An 18464-nucleotide genomic window follows, 5' to 3' on the forward strand; every position below is an offset into this window, starting at 1 on the left:
TCATGGCCACCGTTGTTTTGTCCGTGGTTGGCGGAATTGCGGGCGGGTTGCTGGGCGGGCCGGCCGGAGCCCTTGTTGGCCGGGCGCTGGGCGGGCTGGCCGGTGCCGCCCTGGACAATGCCATCATCGGCGCGCTAACGCCCACGCAGCATTATCGCGTGCAGGGCCCGCGGCTGAAGGAGCTGCAGGTTCAGGCCTCCACGGAAGGGGCGCCGATTCCGCGCATCTACGGCCGTGTGCGCCTGGCCGGCCAGATCATCTGGGCCACGCGGCTGGAGGAAGAGGTGCGCACCGAGACCACCACCGTCTCTTCCGGCGGCGGCAAGGGCGGAGGTGGCGGCGGCAAGGTGAAGACGACCACCACCACCTATCACTATTACGCCAATCTCGCCATTGCCGTCTGCGAAGGTCCGGTGGCCCGCATCGAACGCATCTGGGCCGATGGCAAGCCGCTCGATCCCGAGGCGGACGGCATCGTCATGCGCGTCTATCCGGGCGATGAGATGCAGGATCCCGATCCGCTCATCGCCGCCAAGGAAGGGATAAGCAACACGCCCGCCTATCGCGGCGTGGCCTATGTGGTGTTCGAGCGCCTCGCCCTGGAGCGCTTCGGCAACCGCATTCCGCAGTTCGCCTTCGAGGTGGTGCGCCCACTGGATGACGTGGCGGGCAGGGTGCGGGCGGTGAACATCATCCCCGGCGCCGGCGAGTTCTTTTGCGATCCCAAGGTGATCACCCGCGATGACGGACCCGGCCAGGGCGCCAGCGAGAACGCCCACGCCAGCGAGAAGACAAGCGACTGGAGTGTTTCTCTCGACCAGCTGCAGGCCGTGGCCCCCAATGTGGAGGCCGCAGCCCTGGTGGTGAGCTGGTTCGGCGATGATCTGCGCTGCGGCCAGTGCACCATCCGCCCCAAGGTGGAGGTGAAAACCAAGAGAACAAGACCGGAGAGCTGGCGCGTGGCCGGCCTTTCCCGCGCGCAGGCCAAGACCGTCTCCACCTTGAACGGCCGCCCCGCCTTTGGCGGCACGCCCTCCGACGCCGCCGTCATCCGCGCCATAAGGGATCTGAAGCGCCGCGGGCTTAAGCCTGTGCTCTATCCCTTCGTGATGATGGACATCCCGCCTGAGAACGGTTTGCCCGACCCCTATGGCGGCGTTGAACAGCCGCCCTATCCCTGGCGCGGCCGCATCACCTGTGATGCCGCCCCCGGCTTTGCCGGCAGCCCGGACGGCACCGCGGCCGTGAATGCGCAAATCGGGGATTTTCTGGGCACGTCCCGGCCGGAGCATTTTCATCTGAACGGGGATAAGGTGGTCTATACCGGCCCCGATGAGTGGCGTTACCGCCGCTTCATCCTGCATTACGCTTATCTGGCCAAGGCCGCCGGCGGGGTGGAGGCCTTTCTTATCGGCTCGGAGCTGCGCGGGCTCACCTGGCTGCGCAACGGCCCGGGCAGCTATCCCTTTGTGCAGGCGCTGAAACAACTGGCGGCGGATGTGAAGGCCATCCTCGGGCCGGATGTGAAGGTCTCCTATGCCGCGGACTGGTCGGAATGGTTCGGCCATCATCCTGACGACGGCTCCGGGGATGTCTATTTCCATCTCGATCCGCTCTGGGCCGATGCCAACATCGATTTCATCGGCATTGACAACTACATGCCCCTGGCCGACTGGCGCAGCGGCATGGCGCATCGCGATGCCGAAGCCGGGGCGAAGAGCATCTATGACCCGGACTATCTGAAGGCCAATATCGCCGGTGGTGAATATTACGACTGGTTCTATGCCTCCGCCGTGGATCGCGCCGCGCAAAGGCGCACGCCCATCACCGATGATGCCTATGGCAAGCCCTGGGTCTTTCGCTGCAAGGACATCCTGAACTGGTGGAAAAACCTGCACTATGACCGCCCCGGCGGCGTGGAAAAGGCAACACCCACCCCCTGGCGCCCGCAGAGCAAGCCCATCTGGTTCACCGAGGCCGGCTGCCCGGCGCTGGACAAGGGCGCCAATCAGCCCAATGTCTTCTTCGACCCCAAGTCTTCTGAGAGCGCACTGCCCCATTTCTCGTCCGGGCGCCGCGATGATGCCATGCAGAAGGCCTATCTGCGCGCGCTCATGGACTACTGGGCCGCACCCGGCGCGCACAATCCCGTCTCCTCCGCCTATGGCGGGCGCATGGTGGAGGCATCCCGCATCTTCTTCTGGGCCTGGGATGCCCGGCCGTATCCGTGGTTTCCGGCGCTGTCCGCTGTCTGGGGCGATCATGCGTCCTATGCCGTGGGGCACTGGCTGAACGGGCGGCTGGATGGCATCTCGGTGGAAAGCCTCATCGCCGCCATTCTTGATGACTGGGGCTTTCCTGCGGACAAGCGCATCCTTGAGGCCACCGGCGCGCAGGTGACCGGCTATGTGCTGGACAGGCCCATGAGCGCGCGTGCCGCCATCGAGCCGCTTCTGTCCGCCTTTGCCCTCGATGCGGTGGAAAGCGCGGGGCGCCTGGCCATTGTGCGTCAACAGCGCCGGGCAGCCGCGCACATCGGGCTTGATGATCTCGCCGATACCGATCCTGAGCGTCCGCTTTTCGAGGTCACGCGGGCGGAACCGGTGGAGATCCCGCAGGCGGCCACCCTGCATTATCTGGAGGAGGCCGCCGATCATCGCCCGGCGGCGGTGCATGCGCGGATCACGGCCGAGGGGGATATCGCCCGGGCCGAGGCCGAAGGCGGGCGCGCGCCTTCTGTGAGCCAGACCCTGCCGGCGGCCATGCCGCAATCCCTGGCCGGGGCGCAGGCCAGCGTGCTCCTGCGCAGGGCCCGCAGCGGCAAGGAGCACCTCTCTTTCGCCCTCGGGCCGAAGCATCTGCATCTGGAAGCGGGCGATGTCATCACCTTCGCCCCCGCCGGCGCCCGCACCTGGCGCATCACCCGCATCGTCGAGGACGGGCCCTTGCGCCGCATTGAGGCGGTGCGTCACGATCCGCTGGCCTTTGAACCGCAGCCGTGGCCGGAGCGCCGCGCCACCACCACCGCCCGCCGCCCCTTGCCGGCGCCCCTGGTTCTGGTCCTCGATCTGCCGCGCCTGCGTGACCGACACGATCCGGAACGCCCCTATGCGGCCGCATTCTCCCGGCCCTGGCCGGGAACGGTGGCGCTGGAACGCGATGGCGCCTTTGTCGCCACCGCCATCGATGCGCCTGCCATCATCGGCGAGCTTCTTGATCCCCTGCCGGCGGCATCGCCCTGGCTCTATCAGCGTGGTATCGCCGCACGCGTGCGGCTTTATGACGGCACGCTGGCCTCCGTGACCGAGGAGGCCCTGCTGGCCGGTGCCAACGCCGCCGCCATCGGGGATCCGGCCACCGGCCGCTGGGAGATCGTGCAGTTCGCCACCGCCGAGCTCATGGCGCCCGGTGTGTGGCGCCTGTCGCGGTTCCTGCGCGGGCAGAGCGGCTCGGAGCCGGAAATCGCGGCCCATGCGCCCGGCAGCCGTTTCGTGCTGCTCAACGGGCGCCTGGTGCAGGCGGAGGGCTTCGGCATCGCGCAGGCCGGCCAGACCCTTTCCTGTCGTGCCGGTCCCGCCCGACGCGATCCCGGCGATCCCGCCTGGGTGCGTTTTGACGTGCCGTTTGCCGCCAGGGGCCTGCGTCCCCTTGCGCCGGTGCATCTGCGCCGGCAGGTGAACACCGCCGGCGACTGGACCTTCACCTGGATCCGCCGCTCGCGCGTGCCGGAGGCGGCCGATGCCTGGGGCGCGGGCGACGCCCCGCTTGCCGAGACGGCGGAACGCTATGTGTTTCAGATCGCCGATGCCGCCGCGCCCGAGGCCCTGGTGCGCAGCGTGGAGGTCACCTCACCCCGCCATGTCTGGAGCGCCGCGGAGCAGGCCGCGGATTTTCCCTCCGGCCTGCCCGCTCAAATCCGCGTGCGCGTGGCGCAGATCTCCGAAGTCACCGGCCCCGGCGCCTGGGCGGAGAAGATGTTCACCACATGAGGCATGACCATGATCCGTGACGTCACCCCTCGTCTGAGCCTGCCGCTGATCGCTGCGCAGCAGGCGCAGAAACATGTGACCCACAACGAGGCCCTGCGTGATCTCGATGCGCTGGTGCAGGCCACGGTGAAAAGCCGCACCCGCAGCGAACCGCCCGACAGCCCGCAGGAAGGGGATTGCTACATCGTCGCCGGTTCCGCCACCGGCGACTGGGCGGGACAGGAAAACGCCATCGCCGAGTTCCGCAACGGCGGCTGGGTGTTTCATGCGCCGGCCTCCGGCTGGCTGGTCTTTGTCGAGGATGAGGCGGCCTTCTTCTTCTTCGACGGCACAACCTGGCAGAGCTTGACAGCCGCGATCGCCGCCGCGCTGACGTTTCTCAAGCTGGGCGTCAACACCACCGCCGATAACACCAACCGCCTGGCGGTGAAATCCGATGCGGTGCTGTTCAGCCACGACGACGTCACACCCGGATCCGGCGATGTGCGCTTCACCGTCAACAAGAAAAGCGCGGGCAACACCGCAAGCCTTCTGTTTCAGGACAACTGGTCCGGCCGCGCCGAGATCGGCCTGACCGGTGATGACAATTTCCGCTTCAAGGTCAGCGCCGACGGCGCCGATTGGCATGAGGGCATCGTCATCGATGCCGCAACGGGGCGCGTTGCCTTCCCCTCCGGCGGGGTGCGCGAGGTGTTGTACGCCAACCGCACCTATTATGTCGATCCCGTCGGCGGGGATGATGGCAACGACGGTCTGTCCTGGGCCACGGCCTTTCGCACCATCAACGCCGCCCTGCGTGCCTGTTACCGTATCGACAGCAACGGCTATGCCGTGCGCATCATGCTGGCTGACGGTGTGCACGATGCCTTCTACCTGGACCGCCGCATCGTCGGCGATGCGCGTCTGGAAATTATCGGCAACGCCACGGCCCCGGGCAATGTCATCATTCAGGGCCGGGGCTATCATGTCGCCCGTTTCGGCGGCGGCGCCAAGGCCACGCTGCGCCACCTCAAGCTGGAGACGGCCAACAACTGGTCTCTCATCAACATCGAAGATGCCTCAAGCCTGCACATCGATGGCGTCATTTTCGGTGACGCTCTTAACAGGTCCCACATCGAGGCCCGGAGCAATTCGCGCCTTGTCGTCATCGGCAATTACACCGTCGCCGGCAGCGCCAAGAGCCATCTCAACTTCCGCTCCGGGTCCACCTTCACCGCCGCCGCCAAGACCGTCACCGTCACCGGCACACCGCACTTTTCAGATGCCTTCGCCATGTTCGGGCATGGCGCATCCTACGACTGCTGGCGCATGACCTGGCAGGGCGCCGCCACCGGCAAGCGCTACTACATTTTCTACAACGCCACCTGCAATGGTGGTCGTGCGGATCATTTCCCCGGGGATATCCCGGGAAACACCCATCTTGGCGGGCAATACAGCTGGTGAAGGCTGAACGACGGATAAGGAGCCCTAATCATGCATGATGCAGGCATGGGTGTGAATGCGGCCACGCTCGCCCTGATCAGGCGCTTCGAGGGCCTGCGGCTCAAGGCCTATCGCGATGCCGCAGGCTTCTGGACCATCGGCTATGGCCACACCTCCATGGCCGGCCCGCCGAAGGTGACGCCGGGCATGCGCATCAGCCGCAAGCAGGCGGAGCGTATCTTGCGCGCCGATGTCGAACGGGTGGCCGGGCAGGTGGCGAAGGTGCTGGGGCCGGACGTCTTATCCCGGCTCAATGAGAACCAGTTCGGCGCCCTGGTGAGCTTCGCCTTTAACGTCGGCATCGGCAATCTGAGGCGCTCCTCGGTGCTGCGCGCGGTGCGGGCCGGGCGTCTTGAGGAGGTGCCGCGCCTGCTGCTGCGCTGGACGAAGGCCGGCGGCCGCCGCTTGCCGGGGCTTGTGCGCCGGCGCCGGGCGGAAGGGCGCTTATGGCTCACTCCGCCGGGCAAGCGCCGGCCGCCGCCTGGGGCCATCGCCCGCCACACGGCGCAGGAAATCGCCGAACGACCCGGTCTGGCCGCCGCCTGGGCGGCCTTTTTGCTGGCCTTATCCACGCTCCTGGCCGCATTGGGAAAGGAGATCACCACATGGTTTGCCACAAACTTCTGATGCGCCGTTTCACCCGCCGCCTCCTGCGCCTTCTGCGAAAGAGCGCGGCAGGCGTGATCCGCAAGATGCGCCGGCTCATGCACGGGATCAAGGGCTGGCGCACGCTGATGTTTTCGCTGCTGGTTGCCTCGCTCGGCGTTTTCGAGGCCACGGACTGGACGAACCTTGTGCCCGACGGCCCGCACAAGGGCTACTGGCTGCTCGCCATCGCCCTCATCATCGCCTGGCTGCGCACCATCACCACAACCCCGGTCGGACAGCGTTAGGCAGGGGGGATATTGGCCAGTGCCGGAACAGGATTTTGTCCCGTCCCAAAATGTCTTGGCGGGGGATGTTACCCCGCCATCCCACTGCACGACACGACGTTGCTATTTTCCTCGTCACCCCGGCGTAAGCCGGGGTCTCGGGCCACAAATGCATGAGTTAATGGCCTTAGATACCGGCTTTCGCCGGTATGACAATGTGTGTGTCGTATAGTTGCAGTGGTCGCGGGGCTGATAACGCTCATCGTGACCGTCATGACCTTCTGGTTCGATCACAAGGACCAGATCACGACCTTCTTCAAGTAACGAAACGACACCATCCGCCATGCAGACAGGAAACGATCGTGCCGCCGCCTCCGGCTGGCACCTGGACCGGCGCGTGCCCGTGGCGCTCATCGTCACCATCATCATGCAGACCATCGGCATCGTCTGGTGGGCGGCCTCCATCTCCGCCCGCGTGGACGTTCTGGAGCGCCGCTTGCAGGAAGCGCGTCACAACCAGAGCAGGATTATCCGTCTGGAAGCCAACCAGAATGCGGTATACCAGAGGCTGGACCGAATCGAGGCCGCCTCCAGGCGCATCGAGGCCAAGCTCGATCGCCTGATCATGGCGCAAGTGGCAAGGGAGAAGAAACGGTGACACCATCCGAGAAGACATCCGCGAACAGTCAGGAAGAGGCGCAAACTCCGGTGACCGCGCCGGCCTATGTCTACCGCTGCCGGATCGAAAGGCCGGAGGACGTCTATGACGGCGATACCGTGACCGTCGTCGTCGATCTGGGCTTCAGCATCCATTACGGCGAACTGACCTTGCGGCTTTACGGCATCGATGCGCCGGAGATGCGCGGGGTTGAAAAGGAAGAGGGCCGCAAGAGCCGCGACTGGCTGCGCGAGCGGCTGAAGGACCGTGAGTTCATCGTCCAGACCATCCGCGACCGCAAGGGCAAATACGGCCGCTATCTGGCCATCATCTGGGTAGACGGCGTCAACATCAACGAGGAGATGGTCCGCCTGGGCCTTGCCGAACGCAAGGATTATGACCGGAGATCAAGGCGTCGCCGCAAGAGGGGATCGTCATGATGGCACTGGCATGGTTGGGAAAGGCTCTGGCCGCCCCCCTGGCCGAGACCATCCTCGCCCTGCTGCGCGAAGCAAGAGAACGCCGCATGAGCGAGCAGGCGTTGCGCATGGAGCTTGAACGCGCCATTGCGGAAAACGTTGCGCGTGTGGCGGCGGAAGAGCTGTGGGCGCGGCGGGATGTGCTGCGGGCCGAGATTGCGGGCGAAAGCGCCTTGCAGCGGCTGTGGCGGCCCGTGGTGGCGCTCACCGCCTTCTTTTCCTACTGGTATGTGATCGTCGCCGTGCCGCATCTCGTGGCCTGGGGCGTGATGGCGCCGCCGCGCTTCGGCGAAAAGGGACTGGACAACCTCTTCTGGCTCGCCGCCATATCCGTCGGCGGCTACATCGGTGCCCGCACCGCCGAAAAACTGGCCCGCCTGCGCCGCCCCGCGCCATAAGCCAGTGCGATCATGTCTCTCTGAGCATGCCGGCAGTGTGTTTTTCAAAAATCCATTCGGCATCGCCAACGTGATGGCGATCGTCATCGCCCCCGAAAACCCTCTCGTTTGTGACCATGAATTGCCGGCATCCTTGTTCAAGCCATGAAACAGACTGGAGCGCTGCAAGTGTTGCATGAGCGGCAGGCAAGAAGGAAACAAGATTCCTCCCCCTGATAGGGGGAGGTCGGCGCGAAGCGCCGGGTGGGGGTCGGGCCACAGGCTCATGAGGTTGCCGCCCGACCCCCTCCCTGCCCCTCCCCCTGCCAGGGGGAGGGAACGAACACAGCACTCTAAATCCTCCACCACAGCACAGCCTTAGCTCCGTCCCCGCTGTCCGGGTGCGGTTTATGGTCTGGGCCATGGAACGAAAAAATGCTCATCCATGCTCAGGCTGTATAGGCAACATCCTCTGAAAGAGCCTGTTGCCCGGTGTGGGGAAGAGAAGGTCAGGGCAGGAGCTTGCCGGGGTTGAGGATGCCCTTGGGGTCGAAGGCCTGCTTGAGCTGGCGCATCAGGGCGATCTCCGCCGGGCTCTTGATGCGCGCAAGCCACTGCCGCTTCATGCGGCCGATGCCATGTTCGGCGGAAATCGATCCGCCCAGCGCCAGCACCACCTCGTTGACCGCCTCCACCACCGCATCCCAGCGGGACAGAAAGGCCTCCCGCGACATGTCCGGCGGCTGGCTGATGTTGTAGTGCAAATTGCCATCGCCGAGATGGCCGAAAGGCACCGGCCTCGCCCCCGGCACAAGCGCCTGCACCCGTGCGTTGGCGGTCTCGATGAACTCGGCGATGCGCGACACCGGCACGGCAATGTCATTCTTGATCGAGCCGCCCTCATATTTCTGCGCTTCCGACATGCCCTCGCGCAGGCGCCAGAAGGCCTCGGCCTGACCTTCATTCTGGGCGAGCGCCGCATCCTCGATCAGCCCGGCCTCGAAGGCATCTCCGAGAATGCGTTCCATCTCCGCCATGACCGCGCCCGCCGCGCCATGACCGGAAAGCTCCACAAGAACATACCACGGCGTGGGCGCCGCCAGCGGCGCACGCAACCCCAGATGCTTCACCGCGAACGACAGGCCGAGATGGCTCATCAGCTCAAAGGCGGTCAACACGCCGCATTGCAGCCGCTCGCGGAAGAAGGTGAGAAGGGAAACGGCCTCGGCCGGGCTTTCCATGCCGGCGAAGGCCACCGCCCGGTCTGTCACCGCCGGAAACAGGCGCATCACCGCCGCGGTGATCACGCCGAGCGTGCCTTCCGAGCCGATGAGAACATCGCGCAGGTCATAGCCCGTGTTGTCCTTGCGCAGGCCGTTCAAGGATCCGACCACGGAGCCGTCGGCCAGCACCGCCCGCAGCGCCAGACACTGCGCCCGCGCCGTGCCATAGGCGATGACGTTGAGCCCGCCGGCGTTGGTGGCGAGATTGCCGCCGATCTGACAGCTCCCCTCCGCCGCCAGTGATAAGGGAAACAGCCGCGAGGCCTCTTTCGCCGCCGTCTGGGCATCGGCCAGGATCACGCCGGCCTGCAGCGTCATGGTGTCGTTGTCGAGATCGATATCGAGCACCCGGTTCAGCCGCGACAGCGACAACACCACCTCCGCCCCGCTCTCATAAGGGATCTGGCCGCCGACCAGACCGGTATTGCCGCCCTGGGGCACGATGGCCACGTCCGCCTCATGCGCCACCTTCAGAAGGGCCGCCACCTCCTCCTCGCTGCCCGGGCGCAGAACCGCCGCCGCCCGCCCCACGTAGCGATCGCGCCATTCGCGCAGGTAAGGCGCCATGGCCTCCGCATCGGTCAGCACATGCTGCGCCCCGACAATGCGGGCGAAGCGCTCAAGCACTGCGCCTGAAGGCGGCGAGAAACTGGCGGGATCGCGCATGGCTCAATCCTCCCTCCCTGCGGCGCGCGCATCCGCAGCATGGTTCGAAACTGACGCATCCGAAACATCCGAAACATCCGAAGCATCCGCCGCGGCCGCCCCCCTTTCCTCTCTTTCGCGCTCATCACGCGGTGCCGCCGCCCGCCGCAGCCGGTCGTTGATCGCCTCGCCCAGCCCCTCTTCCGGGATGGGCGCCACCGCGATGCTCTCAACACCGGTGTCATCGAGGATGTGCAGATAGGCGAACAGATTGGCCGCCGCCTCTTTCAGATCGCCGGAGGGCGAAAGATTGAGCCCGGGAACGCCCTTTGGCGCATCGGGGCCGAAGGCGAGGAACATCTCGCCCGGTTGCGGATGGGAGACATTGAGGCGCAGTCGGGCGCGCGGCGCATAATGGCTGCTAAGCTGCCCCGGCGCGCTCGGGCTCTTCTCCCCCGGCGTCTGCGCCCGTTTCACCGGCCGGCCGAGCACGCGCTCCAGGTCTTCCCGCGGAATGCCGCCCGGGCGCAGGAGAACCGGCGCACCCTCTTCATCGAAGCTGACGATGGTGGATTCCACCCCCACCCGGCACTCACCGCCGTCGAGAATGACGGCGAGATGTTCCGCCAGTGGGCTTTCCGCCACGTGCTCCGCCTCCGTCGGCGACAAGCGCCCGGAGACGTTGGCCGAGGGTGCCGCCACCGGCCGTGCGCACGCCTCAAGAAAGGCAAGCGCCAGCGGGTGATCAGGCACGCGCAGCGCCACCGTGGGCAGCCCGGCCGTGGCCAGATGCGAAATCGGTGCATCCGCCGCCCGGGGCAGCACCAGGGTAAGCGGCCCCGGCCAGAACGCGTCCGCCAGCCGGCGCGCCGCCTGCGGAAAGGTTGCAAGCGGCAGCGCCGCTTCAGGCGAGGGGACATGGATGATGAGCGGATTGAACCGCGGCCGCCCCTTGGCTTCGAAAATGCCCGCCACCGCGGCATCATTGCCGGCATCGGCCCCGAGGCCATAGACCGTCTCGGTGGGAAAGGCCACGAGCTTTCCTTCCCTAAGGGCGCGGGCGGCCGCGTGCACGTCTTCGGTCACGAGAACCATGGCGGATCCGTCTGTTCAAAGGCGCGTTTTCGGCAGTTCCGGGCGCGCGCCGCAAGGCCTGGGCGTTTTCGCCCTTGCGCCCGTTTTGTCAATGCCTACCATCTTTGACGTGGACCTGTCCAAGCCGTAGGGAAGGGAGCGTCCGCCATGGGCATCGGGCTTTATCATCATCCGCTCTTTGCGCGCCATGCCGTGCCGCAGGGGCATCCGGAACGTCCGGAGCGCGTGCGTGTGATCGAGGCGGCGCTGAAAAAGGCGGCGCTGCCTGAGGCCAGCTGGCATGAGGCGGGCGCCGCTAAGGAGAAGGACATCCTGCGGGTTCATGACCCCGCTCATCTGGAAAGCCTGAAGGCGGCGGATCAGCAGGCGCGAAAGGGCGGCGGGCTCGTCTCGCTCGATGCCGATACCTGGATGGGGCCGGAAAGCCTTGCCGCCGCCCTGCATGCCGCAGGGGCCGGCATCATGTCCACCCGCGCGGTGCTGGCGGGAACGCACTTGCGCGCATTCTGCATTGTGCGTCCGCCGGGCCATCATGCCGAACAGGCCCGCGCCATGGGATTTTGCCTGTTCAACAACGTGGCCATTGCCGCCGCCTGGGCGCTGGAGGAAGGCGGGCTCTCCCGCGTGGCCATCGTCGATTTCGATGTCCATCACGGCAACGGCACCCAGGCCATCTTCTGGAACGAGCCGCGCGTGCTCTATTGCTCCTCGCATCAGAGCCCTGCCTATCCCGGCACCGGAGAGGAGACGGAAAGGGGCGCCCATGACAATATCGTCAACTGCCCGCTGCCGCCGGGCAGCGGAGGAGAGGCCTTTCGCGCCGCCTATCGGGAGCGCATCCTGCCGGCGCTTGCCGCCTTCGCGCCCGAACTGCTGCTGATCTCCGCCGGCTTTGATGCCCACGCCGCCGATCCCCTGGCCTCCTTGCGCCTGCATGAGGACGATTATGCCTGGGTGACGCTTGAGCTTGTGAAGATAAGCGAGAAAGCGGGGCATGGGCGCATTGTCTCCATGCTCGAAGGCGGCTATGACCTCGAGGCACTTGCGGCGAGCAGCGCGGTGCACGTGCGCGTTCTGACCGAACGCTAAAATGTAATGCGTGCGGCGTGCGGATTGCATCAACGGGGAGAGAATCGGCATGAGCGAGGAAGGCACGACACAACGGCCGGTGGAAGAGATGAGCTTCGAGGAGGCCATGGCCGAGCTGGAACAGATCGTCGCCCGGCTGGAGCAGGGGCAGGTGCCGCTGGAAGAATCCATCGCCATCTATGAACGCGGCGAAAAGCTCAAGCAGCGCTGCGAGGCCCTCCTGCGCGAGGCGGAAGCCCGCATCGAGAAAATCACCCTCAATGCCGAAGGCAGGCCCGAAGGCACCGAGCCGCTGGATGTCCCCGAGGAATGACGAAGGGTCAGGAAGGGATTCGAGCAATTTAACGCATGCGTTTGTGGCCCGACCCCCACCCGGCGCTTCGCGCCGACCTCCCCCTATCAGGGGGAGGTTAGGATCATGCGCTCTTTATGCCTGCCGCCCGCTGCACCGGGACCAATTTGGCTTCTGACGGCAAGTGTATGTTTAATTCGTCGAAAAACCATGGGAAAACGTCATACCCGGGCTTGTCCCGGGTATCCAGGGGCGGTTTACGCAGGCGGTGATGGCTGTCAGGAACGGTTCTTCCAGGCTCTATCTTTCAAGAGGAACCTCCTTTCAAAAAGAATACGGCTCAAATCAAGCCTGCTGGCGGGCGCCATCGTCCACCAAAACCGCCTCGTTCGTGGCCCTGGATTGCCGGGACAAGGTCCGGCAATGACGTTTTATTGTGATTTATCAATGAGTTAAACAACAAACCCCTAGCTCATGGAAAGTCTTTTTTTCTCGGTCGATTTGACGGCAACAGCACGCTTCCTGAATTTTCTCGGACAAGCGTGAGGAGTTGCATGTTTCCCAAATATTTGGCGGGGTTTAAAAAACCCCGCCGAAACGTTCCGGAAGGATGTACACCATCCTTCCGGCGATGAGTGCAAAGAATGGCCGGAGCGGCAAGAAAAAAGGCGCCGGTGTTTTGCGGCGCCTTTCTTCTTGTCGCGACCGAATATTGTAGAAACAGGTGCGAATCGCCGGGCGAGATGGTCCGATCCGGACAAACGCAGGCGGACGTTTAAGCCTGCTCGCCGCCCTCGCCGGCGTTGGCGGCACCGTTGGCTTCCGCCTGCTGCTGGGCCATGCGCTGGGCATACATGGCGCCGAAATCGATGGGATCGAGCAGCAGTGGCGGAAAGCCGCCGTCCCGCGTGGCATCGGCAAGAATCCGCCGCGCGAAGGGAAAGAGCATGCGCGGGCATTCCACCAGCACCACCGCGCCCAGCATGTCCTGCGGAATGTTGGTGAGCCGGAAGATGCCGCAGTAGGTGAGCTCCACGTGGAAGACCACCTTGCCCTCATGCTCGGCATGAGCCTCGATCTCCAGCGTCACCTCATAGTCGGTCTCGGCGAGCTGCTGGGCGTTGACGTTCACGCCGATGTTGATCTGCGGCTGTCCCTGCAGGGAGAGAGACTGCGGGGCGTTCGGGTTCTCGAAGGAAAGATCCTTCAGATACTGCCCGAGAATGCCCATCTGCGGCACGGCCTGCTGATCGCCGCCCTGCTGCGCGGCCTGCGCGTCGCTGCCGTTGCCCTTGGTTTCGTCATTGTCGGCCATGGTCCTGCATCCCTTTCATGTCATGGCGGTTAACTGCCGGGGCGCGCCGGTTCAGAAGGCCTTGAGCGCCCGGCAAGGTTCCACGCCGTGGCTAGCATGGCCGGGCCGCCATCGCAAGGACAAGCGCGCAGGACAGGAACAAACGCCCGGGCCGCATTCATCACCTCCGCGGCGGGCGCCAGGGGGTGTCGGCATCGCGTCCGCCATGATCGCGGCGACGGGGCGATTCGATGATGTCGGGCTCTTCCTCGATGTCCACCACCTCCGCCTCGATGACGGTGGCGGACGGGCTTTTCCAGACGTATACCTCCGCCTTTTCCGCCAGCCGCTGCAAAATCAGCCCGGCCACGAATTTGCGCACCGGCGGCACCAGCAGCAGAAAGCCGATGGCATCGGTAACAAAGCCGGGAATGAGCAGCAGAATACCGGCCAGCACCAGAAGCGCGCCCGAGATGATCTCCAAAGCCGGCGTTCGCCCCTCTCGCGCCGCCTGCTGGAACTCCTGCAGAGCGGAGAAAGATTGCCAGCGCACGAGGATGACACCGAGCACCGCGGTGAAGAAGGTGAAGAAGACGGTGTTGAACACCCCGATCTTTGCGCCCACCTTGATGAAGGTGGCGATCTCAATGGCCGGAATGCCGACAAAGAGGAGAAGAAGGATCAGGAAGATCATGAAATTTCCTCCATCCCGGGATACTGCCTGTTGCAGTCCCGCGTGCAACACGGCAAAAGAACCCGTGCACGCCGGGATCGCACAGGGCGGTTTTCCAAAGGCGGTCCGGCCGATATAGTGATGGGACCGGGTGCCTGTTTTATGGATTATATAGGCATTTCACCCGGCCTTGTGCATGACGATCCGGTCATGCCGCTTCCACCCGGGCAAGAAAGATGCCACAGGCGTGCGCCATGGGCGAAGACGGATGGGCCGGTTTGCCAGGACGGAACGATGCCATGAATCACGCGTTCGATCCTCTCAATCTCTTGTTGCTGGCGGTGGCTGTGGTGGTTTTCTGGAAGCTGCGCTCGGTGCTGGGCACGCGCACCGGCCATGAGAAGACCATCGAGTTCCCCCCGGTGAACGACAAGCCCTCTCCCGCCCCGCGGCAGGAGCCGGCGCCGGCCGCGGAACAGGAGGAGGGCGTGCGCATCGGCCTGCCCGAGGAGGAAAAGCCCGTCTGGGAAGGCGTGGCCGAAGAGGGCTCGAAGCTGGCCCGTGTGCTCGAGGCGATCAAGGAGAAGGATCCCGCCTTTTCCGCGCAGGCCTTTCTCGATGGCGCACGCAAGGCCTATGAGATGATCGTCACCGCCTTTGCCGAAGGCGATACCCGCACGCTCAAGCCCCTGCTGTCGCCGGAGGTGTTCGCCGGCTTCCGTCAGGCTATTCAAGACCGCAAACAGCGGGGTGAAACCCTGGATCTCACCTTCATCGGTCTTGATGACGCCCGCATCGTGGACGGGGAGCTGAAAGGCACGCTGGCGCGCTTGACGGTGCGGTTCGTCTCGCAGATCATCACCGTGACCAGGGACAGCGAAGGCCGCATCGTGGATGGCGATCCCAATGCGGTCACGGAAGTCATCGACGTCTGGACCTTCGAGCGCGATGTCTCTTCCAGCGATCCCAACTGGACGCTTATCGCCACCGAATCCCCGGAGCAGGAAAGCGCTTGAAGCACACCTGCGCCCTTTGCAGCGCCGGTGTAGTTATGGACGCCACAGGCGGAGGCGGGCAAAGGCGCGCAAAGGCGCGCTTATTCCTGATGCATAACGCGAAGCCGGCGGCGGGGCTTGCATCGTGACCGCAGGCTCGCTAGAGCCTAGGGCATGTCATATCGGCGAGCGGGTGCCTTATCGATCCCCTTGCGCATGCGGCCGCATGCGTCTTTTTCCGTTCGCCGGCCTGAAAGCCCTGCATGAATCGATCCTCGGCAGAGACGGGACATCCGGCGTTGGACAGCAGCGAGATCATCACCGGCCGAGAACCGCTCATCGCCTGGCTGGAGGCGGGCTGCAAGCCGCGGCAGGCCTGGCGCATCGGCACCGAGCATGAGAAGTTTCCCTTCCTCACCGATACCCTGGCTCCCGTGCCCTACGAGGGGCCGCACTCCATCCGCGCCCTGCTCGAAGGCCTGCGCGAGCGTTATGGCTGGCAGCCGATCATGGAAGGCGAGGCCCTCATCGGTTTGAAGGATGAGAAAGGCGGAAGCTCCATCACCCTGGAGCCGGGCGGGCAGTTCGAGCTCTCCGGTGCGGCTCTGGAAAACCTCCATCAGACCTGCGAGGAGGTGCATGATCATCTCGCTCAGGTGCGGGCGGTAGGCGACAGGCTGGGCATCGGTTTTCTCGGCATCGGTTTTTCGCCGCTGTGGTCGCTGGATGAAACGCCCGTGATGCCCAAGGGCCGCTACCGCATCATGCGCGCGTACATGGCGCGCACCGGCAGGCTCGGGCGCGACATGATGTTCCGTTCCGCCACCGTCCAGGTGAATCTCGACTTTTCCTCGGAAGCGGACATGGTGAAGAAATTCCGCGTCTCTCTCGCCCTGCAACCGGTGGCGACCGCGCTGTTCGCCAACTCGCCCTTCACCGAGGGGCGGCCCAACGGCTATCTCTCCTGGCGCTCGGCCATCTGGCTGGATACCGATCCCGACCGCACCGGCATGCTGCCCTTCGTCTTCGAGGACGGCTTCGGCTTTGAGCGCTATGTGGATTATGCGCTCGATGTGCCCATGTATTTCGTCTACCGCGACGGGCGATACATCGATGCCGCCGGCCAGAGTTTTAGGGATTTCCTGCGCGGGGAGCTGCCGGCCCTGCCCGGCGAGCTGCCCACGCTGAAGGACTGGGAGGATCATCTCTCCACGATCTTTCCGGAGGTGCGCCTGAAGCGTTTTCTGGAGATGCGCGGCGCCGATTCCGGTCCGTGGCGGACGCTCTGTGCCCTGCCGGCCCTGTGGACGGGTCTGTTGTATGACGATACCGCCCTTGATGCCGCCTGGGACATCGTGAAGGGCTGGACGGCCGAGGACCGCCAGAAATTGCGCATGAACGTGCCGAAACAGGCCCTGAAAGCCCGCGTTGCCGGCAGGAGCGTGCGCGAGATTGCCCGCGAGGTGCTCGCCATAGCGCGTGATTCCTTGAAGCGCCGCAATCACGTGGGCTGCAAGGGGCAGGATGAGAGCCGCTTTCTCGATGTGCTCGACGAGATCGTTGAATCCGGCCGCACCCACGCCGAAGAACTTCTTGCCCTTTACGAAGGCCGCTGGAACCGCGACATCCGCCACGTCTTCAGGGATTTCGCCTATTGAGCCCCCTGGTTCTCTCAAGATTCACATTCATGTGATGTTCAGGGGCTATGGGCTAGATTTCCCGAACCATGACCAGACGGCCCGACATAGGTGAGACCGAAACCGGCAAAATTGTGCGCAGGCCCCGCCTGACCGCACGGCTGATGATTCTGGCCGGCGTGTTTCTCACTTTGGCTTTCGGCTCTCTGCATGCCCGGCCACTCGATGGTTTCGCTGTTTCACCCGAAAAGGGGATGACACGGGTTGCTCTGCCGCAGAAGCAGGGCCGGCTTTCTCCGCCATCAGGGTGGCCGGCTCTCCGTGCCCGCGTGGAGAGACCCGGGATCACGCCCGCATGGGAGAGAAAAGGCCAAAAGGCCATTTTCCATGGGCCCCGGCACAAATATCACTCGGGCAAAAGGGTAACGGCGCGCGCACGCATTCGTCTGGCGCGCATGCTGGAATTCCGGCCGCCCCGGCGGACAACACCTCCGCCAAGGCCTCCTCGCCTGCGGGTGCCGCGCCGGCCACCGCCGGGATTGCGCGCCTCCCCGCCGCGCCGTGTGCCCCGGCCGGCGGCAACGGCACGCCCGCGCATTGCGCCATCGACCGCCTTGCAGGTGGCCTTGCAGCAGATGCCGGGCAGCCTTGGCCTTGGCGTTGAGCTGCTGCCGGGGCCCAGGCCTGTGTATTCCGTCAAGCTCAAGACGGGAAACAGAATTCATCGCGTGCTGGTCGATGCCATGAACGGCCGCATACTCAATCGCTGAAAAAGGCCGCCCTGACTGTGCAAATGCCGGCAGGCGGGCTAGGATGTTTTAGAATGGGCATGCAGGTGCAAACCCGATATGCGGGCATGTCTCGGCCGGCATGCGCTTCCGATGAGGGCAGGAGGTGAGCCATGCGTCTGCTTGTTGTCGAGGACGATCCCGATCTCAATCGCCAGCTCGTCGAGGCGCTCAAAGAAGCGGGCTATGCCGTGGATGCCGCCTTTGACGGCGAGGAGGGCCATTTCCTCGGCGATACCGAACCCTATGATGCCGTGATCCTCGATCTTGGCCTGCCGGTGATGGACGGCATCACCGTTCTCGAACAATGGCGCCGCGCCGGGCGCACCATGCCGGTGCTCATCCTCACCGCCCGCGACCGCTGGAGCGACAAGGTGGCCGGTTTCGACGCCGGTGCGGATGATTATGTGGCCAAGCCCTTCCACATGGAGGAGGTGCTGGCGCGCATCCGCGCACTCTTGCGGCGGGCCTCCGGCCATGCCAGCAGCGAACTCACCTGCGGGCCGCTCACGCTCGATACCCGCTCCGCCCGGGTGACGCTCAACGGCATGCCGGTGAAGCTCACATCCCTCGAATATCGCCTGCTGGCCTATCTCATGCACCACAAGGGCAAGGTGATTTCACGCACCGAACTCATCGAACATCTCTACGATCAGGATTACGACCGCGACTCCAACACCATCGAGGTCTTCATCGGCCGCCTGCGCAAGAAGATCGGCAAGGACATGGTGCGCACCGTTCGCGGTCTTGGCTATTGCCTCGTCGATCCTGACGAGGAGAAGGCCGAAGACGAGGCGAAATGAAACAGGCCTTTGG

17 protein-coding genes are annotated in these 18464 nt (G+C 64.8%); 13 read left to right on the forward strand and 4 right to left on the reverse strand.

Annotation, left to right across the window (positions count from 1 at the left end; translation table 11 throughout):
* Nucleotides 1–2: 2 nt before the first annotated feature.
* The 7 genes from EK16_RS09975 (at nucleotide 3) to EK16_RS10005 (ending at nucleotide 7878) form a co-directional block, all read left to right on the forward strand.
* Nucleotides 3–3989, forward strand: coding sequence for a baseplate multidomain protein megatron (locus EK16_RS09975; protein ID WP_038036721.1), 3987 nt, complete (start codon nucleotides 3–5; stop codon nucleotides 3987–3989).
* A 9-nt stretch (nucleotides 3990–3998) separates the two neighbouring features.
* Complete coding sequence (locus EK16_RS09980; RefSeq protein ID WP_038036872.1) at nucleotides 3999–5432, forward strand: DUF2793 domain-containing protein; 1434 nt, start codon at nucleotides 3999–4001, stop codon at nucleotides 5430–5432.
* A gap of 30 nt (nucleotides 5433–5462) precedes the next feature.
* Nucleotides 5463–6098 carry a lysozyme gene (locus EK16_RS09985; RefSeq protein ID WP_231573667.1) on the forward strand — a complete coding sequence of 212 codons (636 nt, stop codon included), beginning with the start codon at nucleotides 5463–5465 and terminating at the stop codon, nucleotides 6096–6098.
* A complete protein-coding gene (locus tag EK16_RS09990; protein ID WP_156098571.1) occupies nucleotides 6077–6364 on the forward strand; it encodes a hypothetical protein in 288 nt (95 codons plus the stop codon). Before EK16_RS09985 ends, EK16_RS09990 begins: the two co-directional genes overlap by 22 nt.
* Before the next feature lie 322 nt (nucleotides 6365–6686).
* Nucleotides 6687–7001, forward strand: coding sequence for a hypothetical protein (locus tag EK16_RS09995; protein WP_051929231.1), 315 nt, complete (start codon nucleotides 6687–6689; stop codon nucleotides 6999–7001).
* Nucleotides 6998–7441: a thermonuclease family protein gene (locus EK16_RS12555; protein ID WP_231573668.1), complete on the forward strand. Its 444-nt coding sequence runs from the start codon at nucleotides 6998–7000 to the stop codon at nucleotides 7439–7441. The genes EK16_RS09995 and EK16_RS12555 overlap by 4 nt, the downstream gene beginning before the upstream one ends.
* Entirely contained in the window at nucleotides 7438–7878 is a 441-nt protein-coding gene (locus tag EK16_RS10005; protein WP_081910472.1) for a 3TM-type holin, read from the forward strand. The genes EK16_RS12555 and EK16_RS10005 overlap by 4 nt, the downstream gene beginning before the upstream one ends.
* A gap of 488 nt (nucleotides 7879–8366) precedes the next feature.
* On the opposite strand, the gene EK16_RS10010 is transcribed toward EK16_RS10005, so the two are convergent.
* Together EK16_RS10010 and EK16_RS10015 are read right to left on the reverse strand one after the other, a co-directional pair.
* Nucleotides 8367–9806 (reverse strand): FAD-binding oxidoreductase, encoded by a 1440-nt coding sequence (locus tag EK16_RS10010; protein WP_051929232.1) that lies wholly within the window; start codon nucleotides 9804–9806, stop codon nucleotides 8367–8369.
* A gap of 3 nt (nucleotides 9807–9809) precedes the next feature.
* Nucleotides 9810–10880, reverse strand: coding sequence for an L-threonylcarbamoyladenylate synthase (locus tag EK16_RS10015; RefSeq protein WP_081910473.1), 1071 nt, complete (start codon nucleotides 10878–10880; stop codon nucleotides 9810–9812).
* Nucleotides 10881–11027: 147 nt separating this feature from the next.
* Here EK16_RS10015 and EK16_RS10020 point away from each other — a divergent pair, with 147 nt between their 5' ends.
* Nucleotides 11028–11969 carry a histone deacetylase family protein gene (locus EK16_RS10020; RefSeq protein WP_038036724.1) on the forward strand — a complete coding sequence of 314 codons (942 nt, stop codon included), beginning with the start codon at nucleotides 11028–11030 and terminating at the stop codon, nucleotides 11967–11969.
* Between the two features lie 49 nt (nucleotides 11970–12018).
* Nucleotides 12019–12282, forward strand: coding sequence for an exodeoxyribonuclease VII small subunit (locus tag EK16_RS10025; protein ID WP_051929233.1), 264 nt, complete (start codon nucleotides 12019–12021; stop codon nucleotides 12280–12282).
* A gap of 754 nt (nucleotides 12283–13036) precedes the next feature.
* Here the strand turns inward: EK16_RS10025 and secB are convergent.
* Both secB and EK16_RS10035 read right to left on the reverse strand, forming a co-directional pair.
* On the reverse strand, nucleotides 13037–13576 hold the full coding sequence (gene secB / locus EK16_RS10030; RefSeq protein ID WP_038036727.1) for a protein-export chaperone SecB: 540 nt from the start codon (nucleotides 13574–13576) through the stop codon (nucleotides 13037–13039).
* 160 nt (nucleotides 13577–13736) lie between these two features.
* Entirely contained in the window at nucleotides 13737–14249 is a 513-nt protein-coding gene (locus EK16_RS10035) for an FxsA family protein (RefSeq protein WP_051929234.1), read from the reverse strand.
* Between the two features lie 278 nt (nucleotides 14250–14527).
* Between EK16_RS10035 and EK16_RS10040 the strand changes: the two genes are divergently transcribed.
* From EK16_RS10040 to EK16_RS10055, 4 genes are all read left to right on the forward strand, one after another.
* Nucleotides 14528–15244 (forward strand): Tim44/TimA family putative adaptor protein, encoded by a 717-nt coding sequence (locus tag EK16_RS10040; protein WP_038036890.1) that lies wholly within the window; start codon nucleotides 14528–14530, stop codon nucleotides 15242–15244.
* Between the two features lie 242 nt (nucleotides 15245–15486).
* On the forward strand, nucleotides 15487–16881 hold the full coding sequence (locus tag EK16_RS10045; RefSeq protein ID WP_051929236.1) for a glutamate--cysteine ligase: 1395 nt from the start codon (nucleotides 15487–15489) through the stop codon (nucleotides 16879–16881).
* 494 nt (nucleotides 16882–17375) lie between these two features.
* Nucleotides 17376–17630 carry a PepSY domain-containing protein gene (locus EK16_RS12430; protein WP_197059675.1) on the forward strand — a complete coding sequence of 85 codons (255 nt, stop codon included), beginning with the start codon at nucleotides 17376–17378 and terminating at the stop codon, nucleotides 17628–17630.
* 131 nt (nucleotides 17631–17761) lie between these two features.
* Nucleotides 17762–18451: a response regulator gene (locus tag EK16_RS10055; protein WP_038036734.1), complete on the forward strand. Its 690-nt coding sequence runs from the start codon at nucleotides 17762–17764 to the stop codon at nucleotides 18449–18451.
* Nucleotides 18452–18464 lie beyond the last annotated feature (13 nt).

The sequence above is a fragment of the Thermopetrobacter sp. TC1 genome, from assembly GCF_000746275.1.
Taxonomy (GTDB): Bacteria; Pseudomonadota; Alphaproteobacteria; order Rhizobiales; family Aestuariivirgaceae; genus Thermopetrobacter.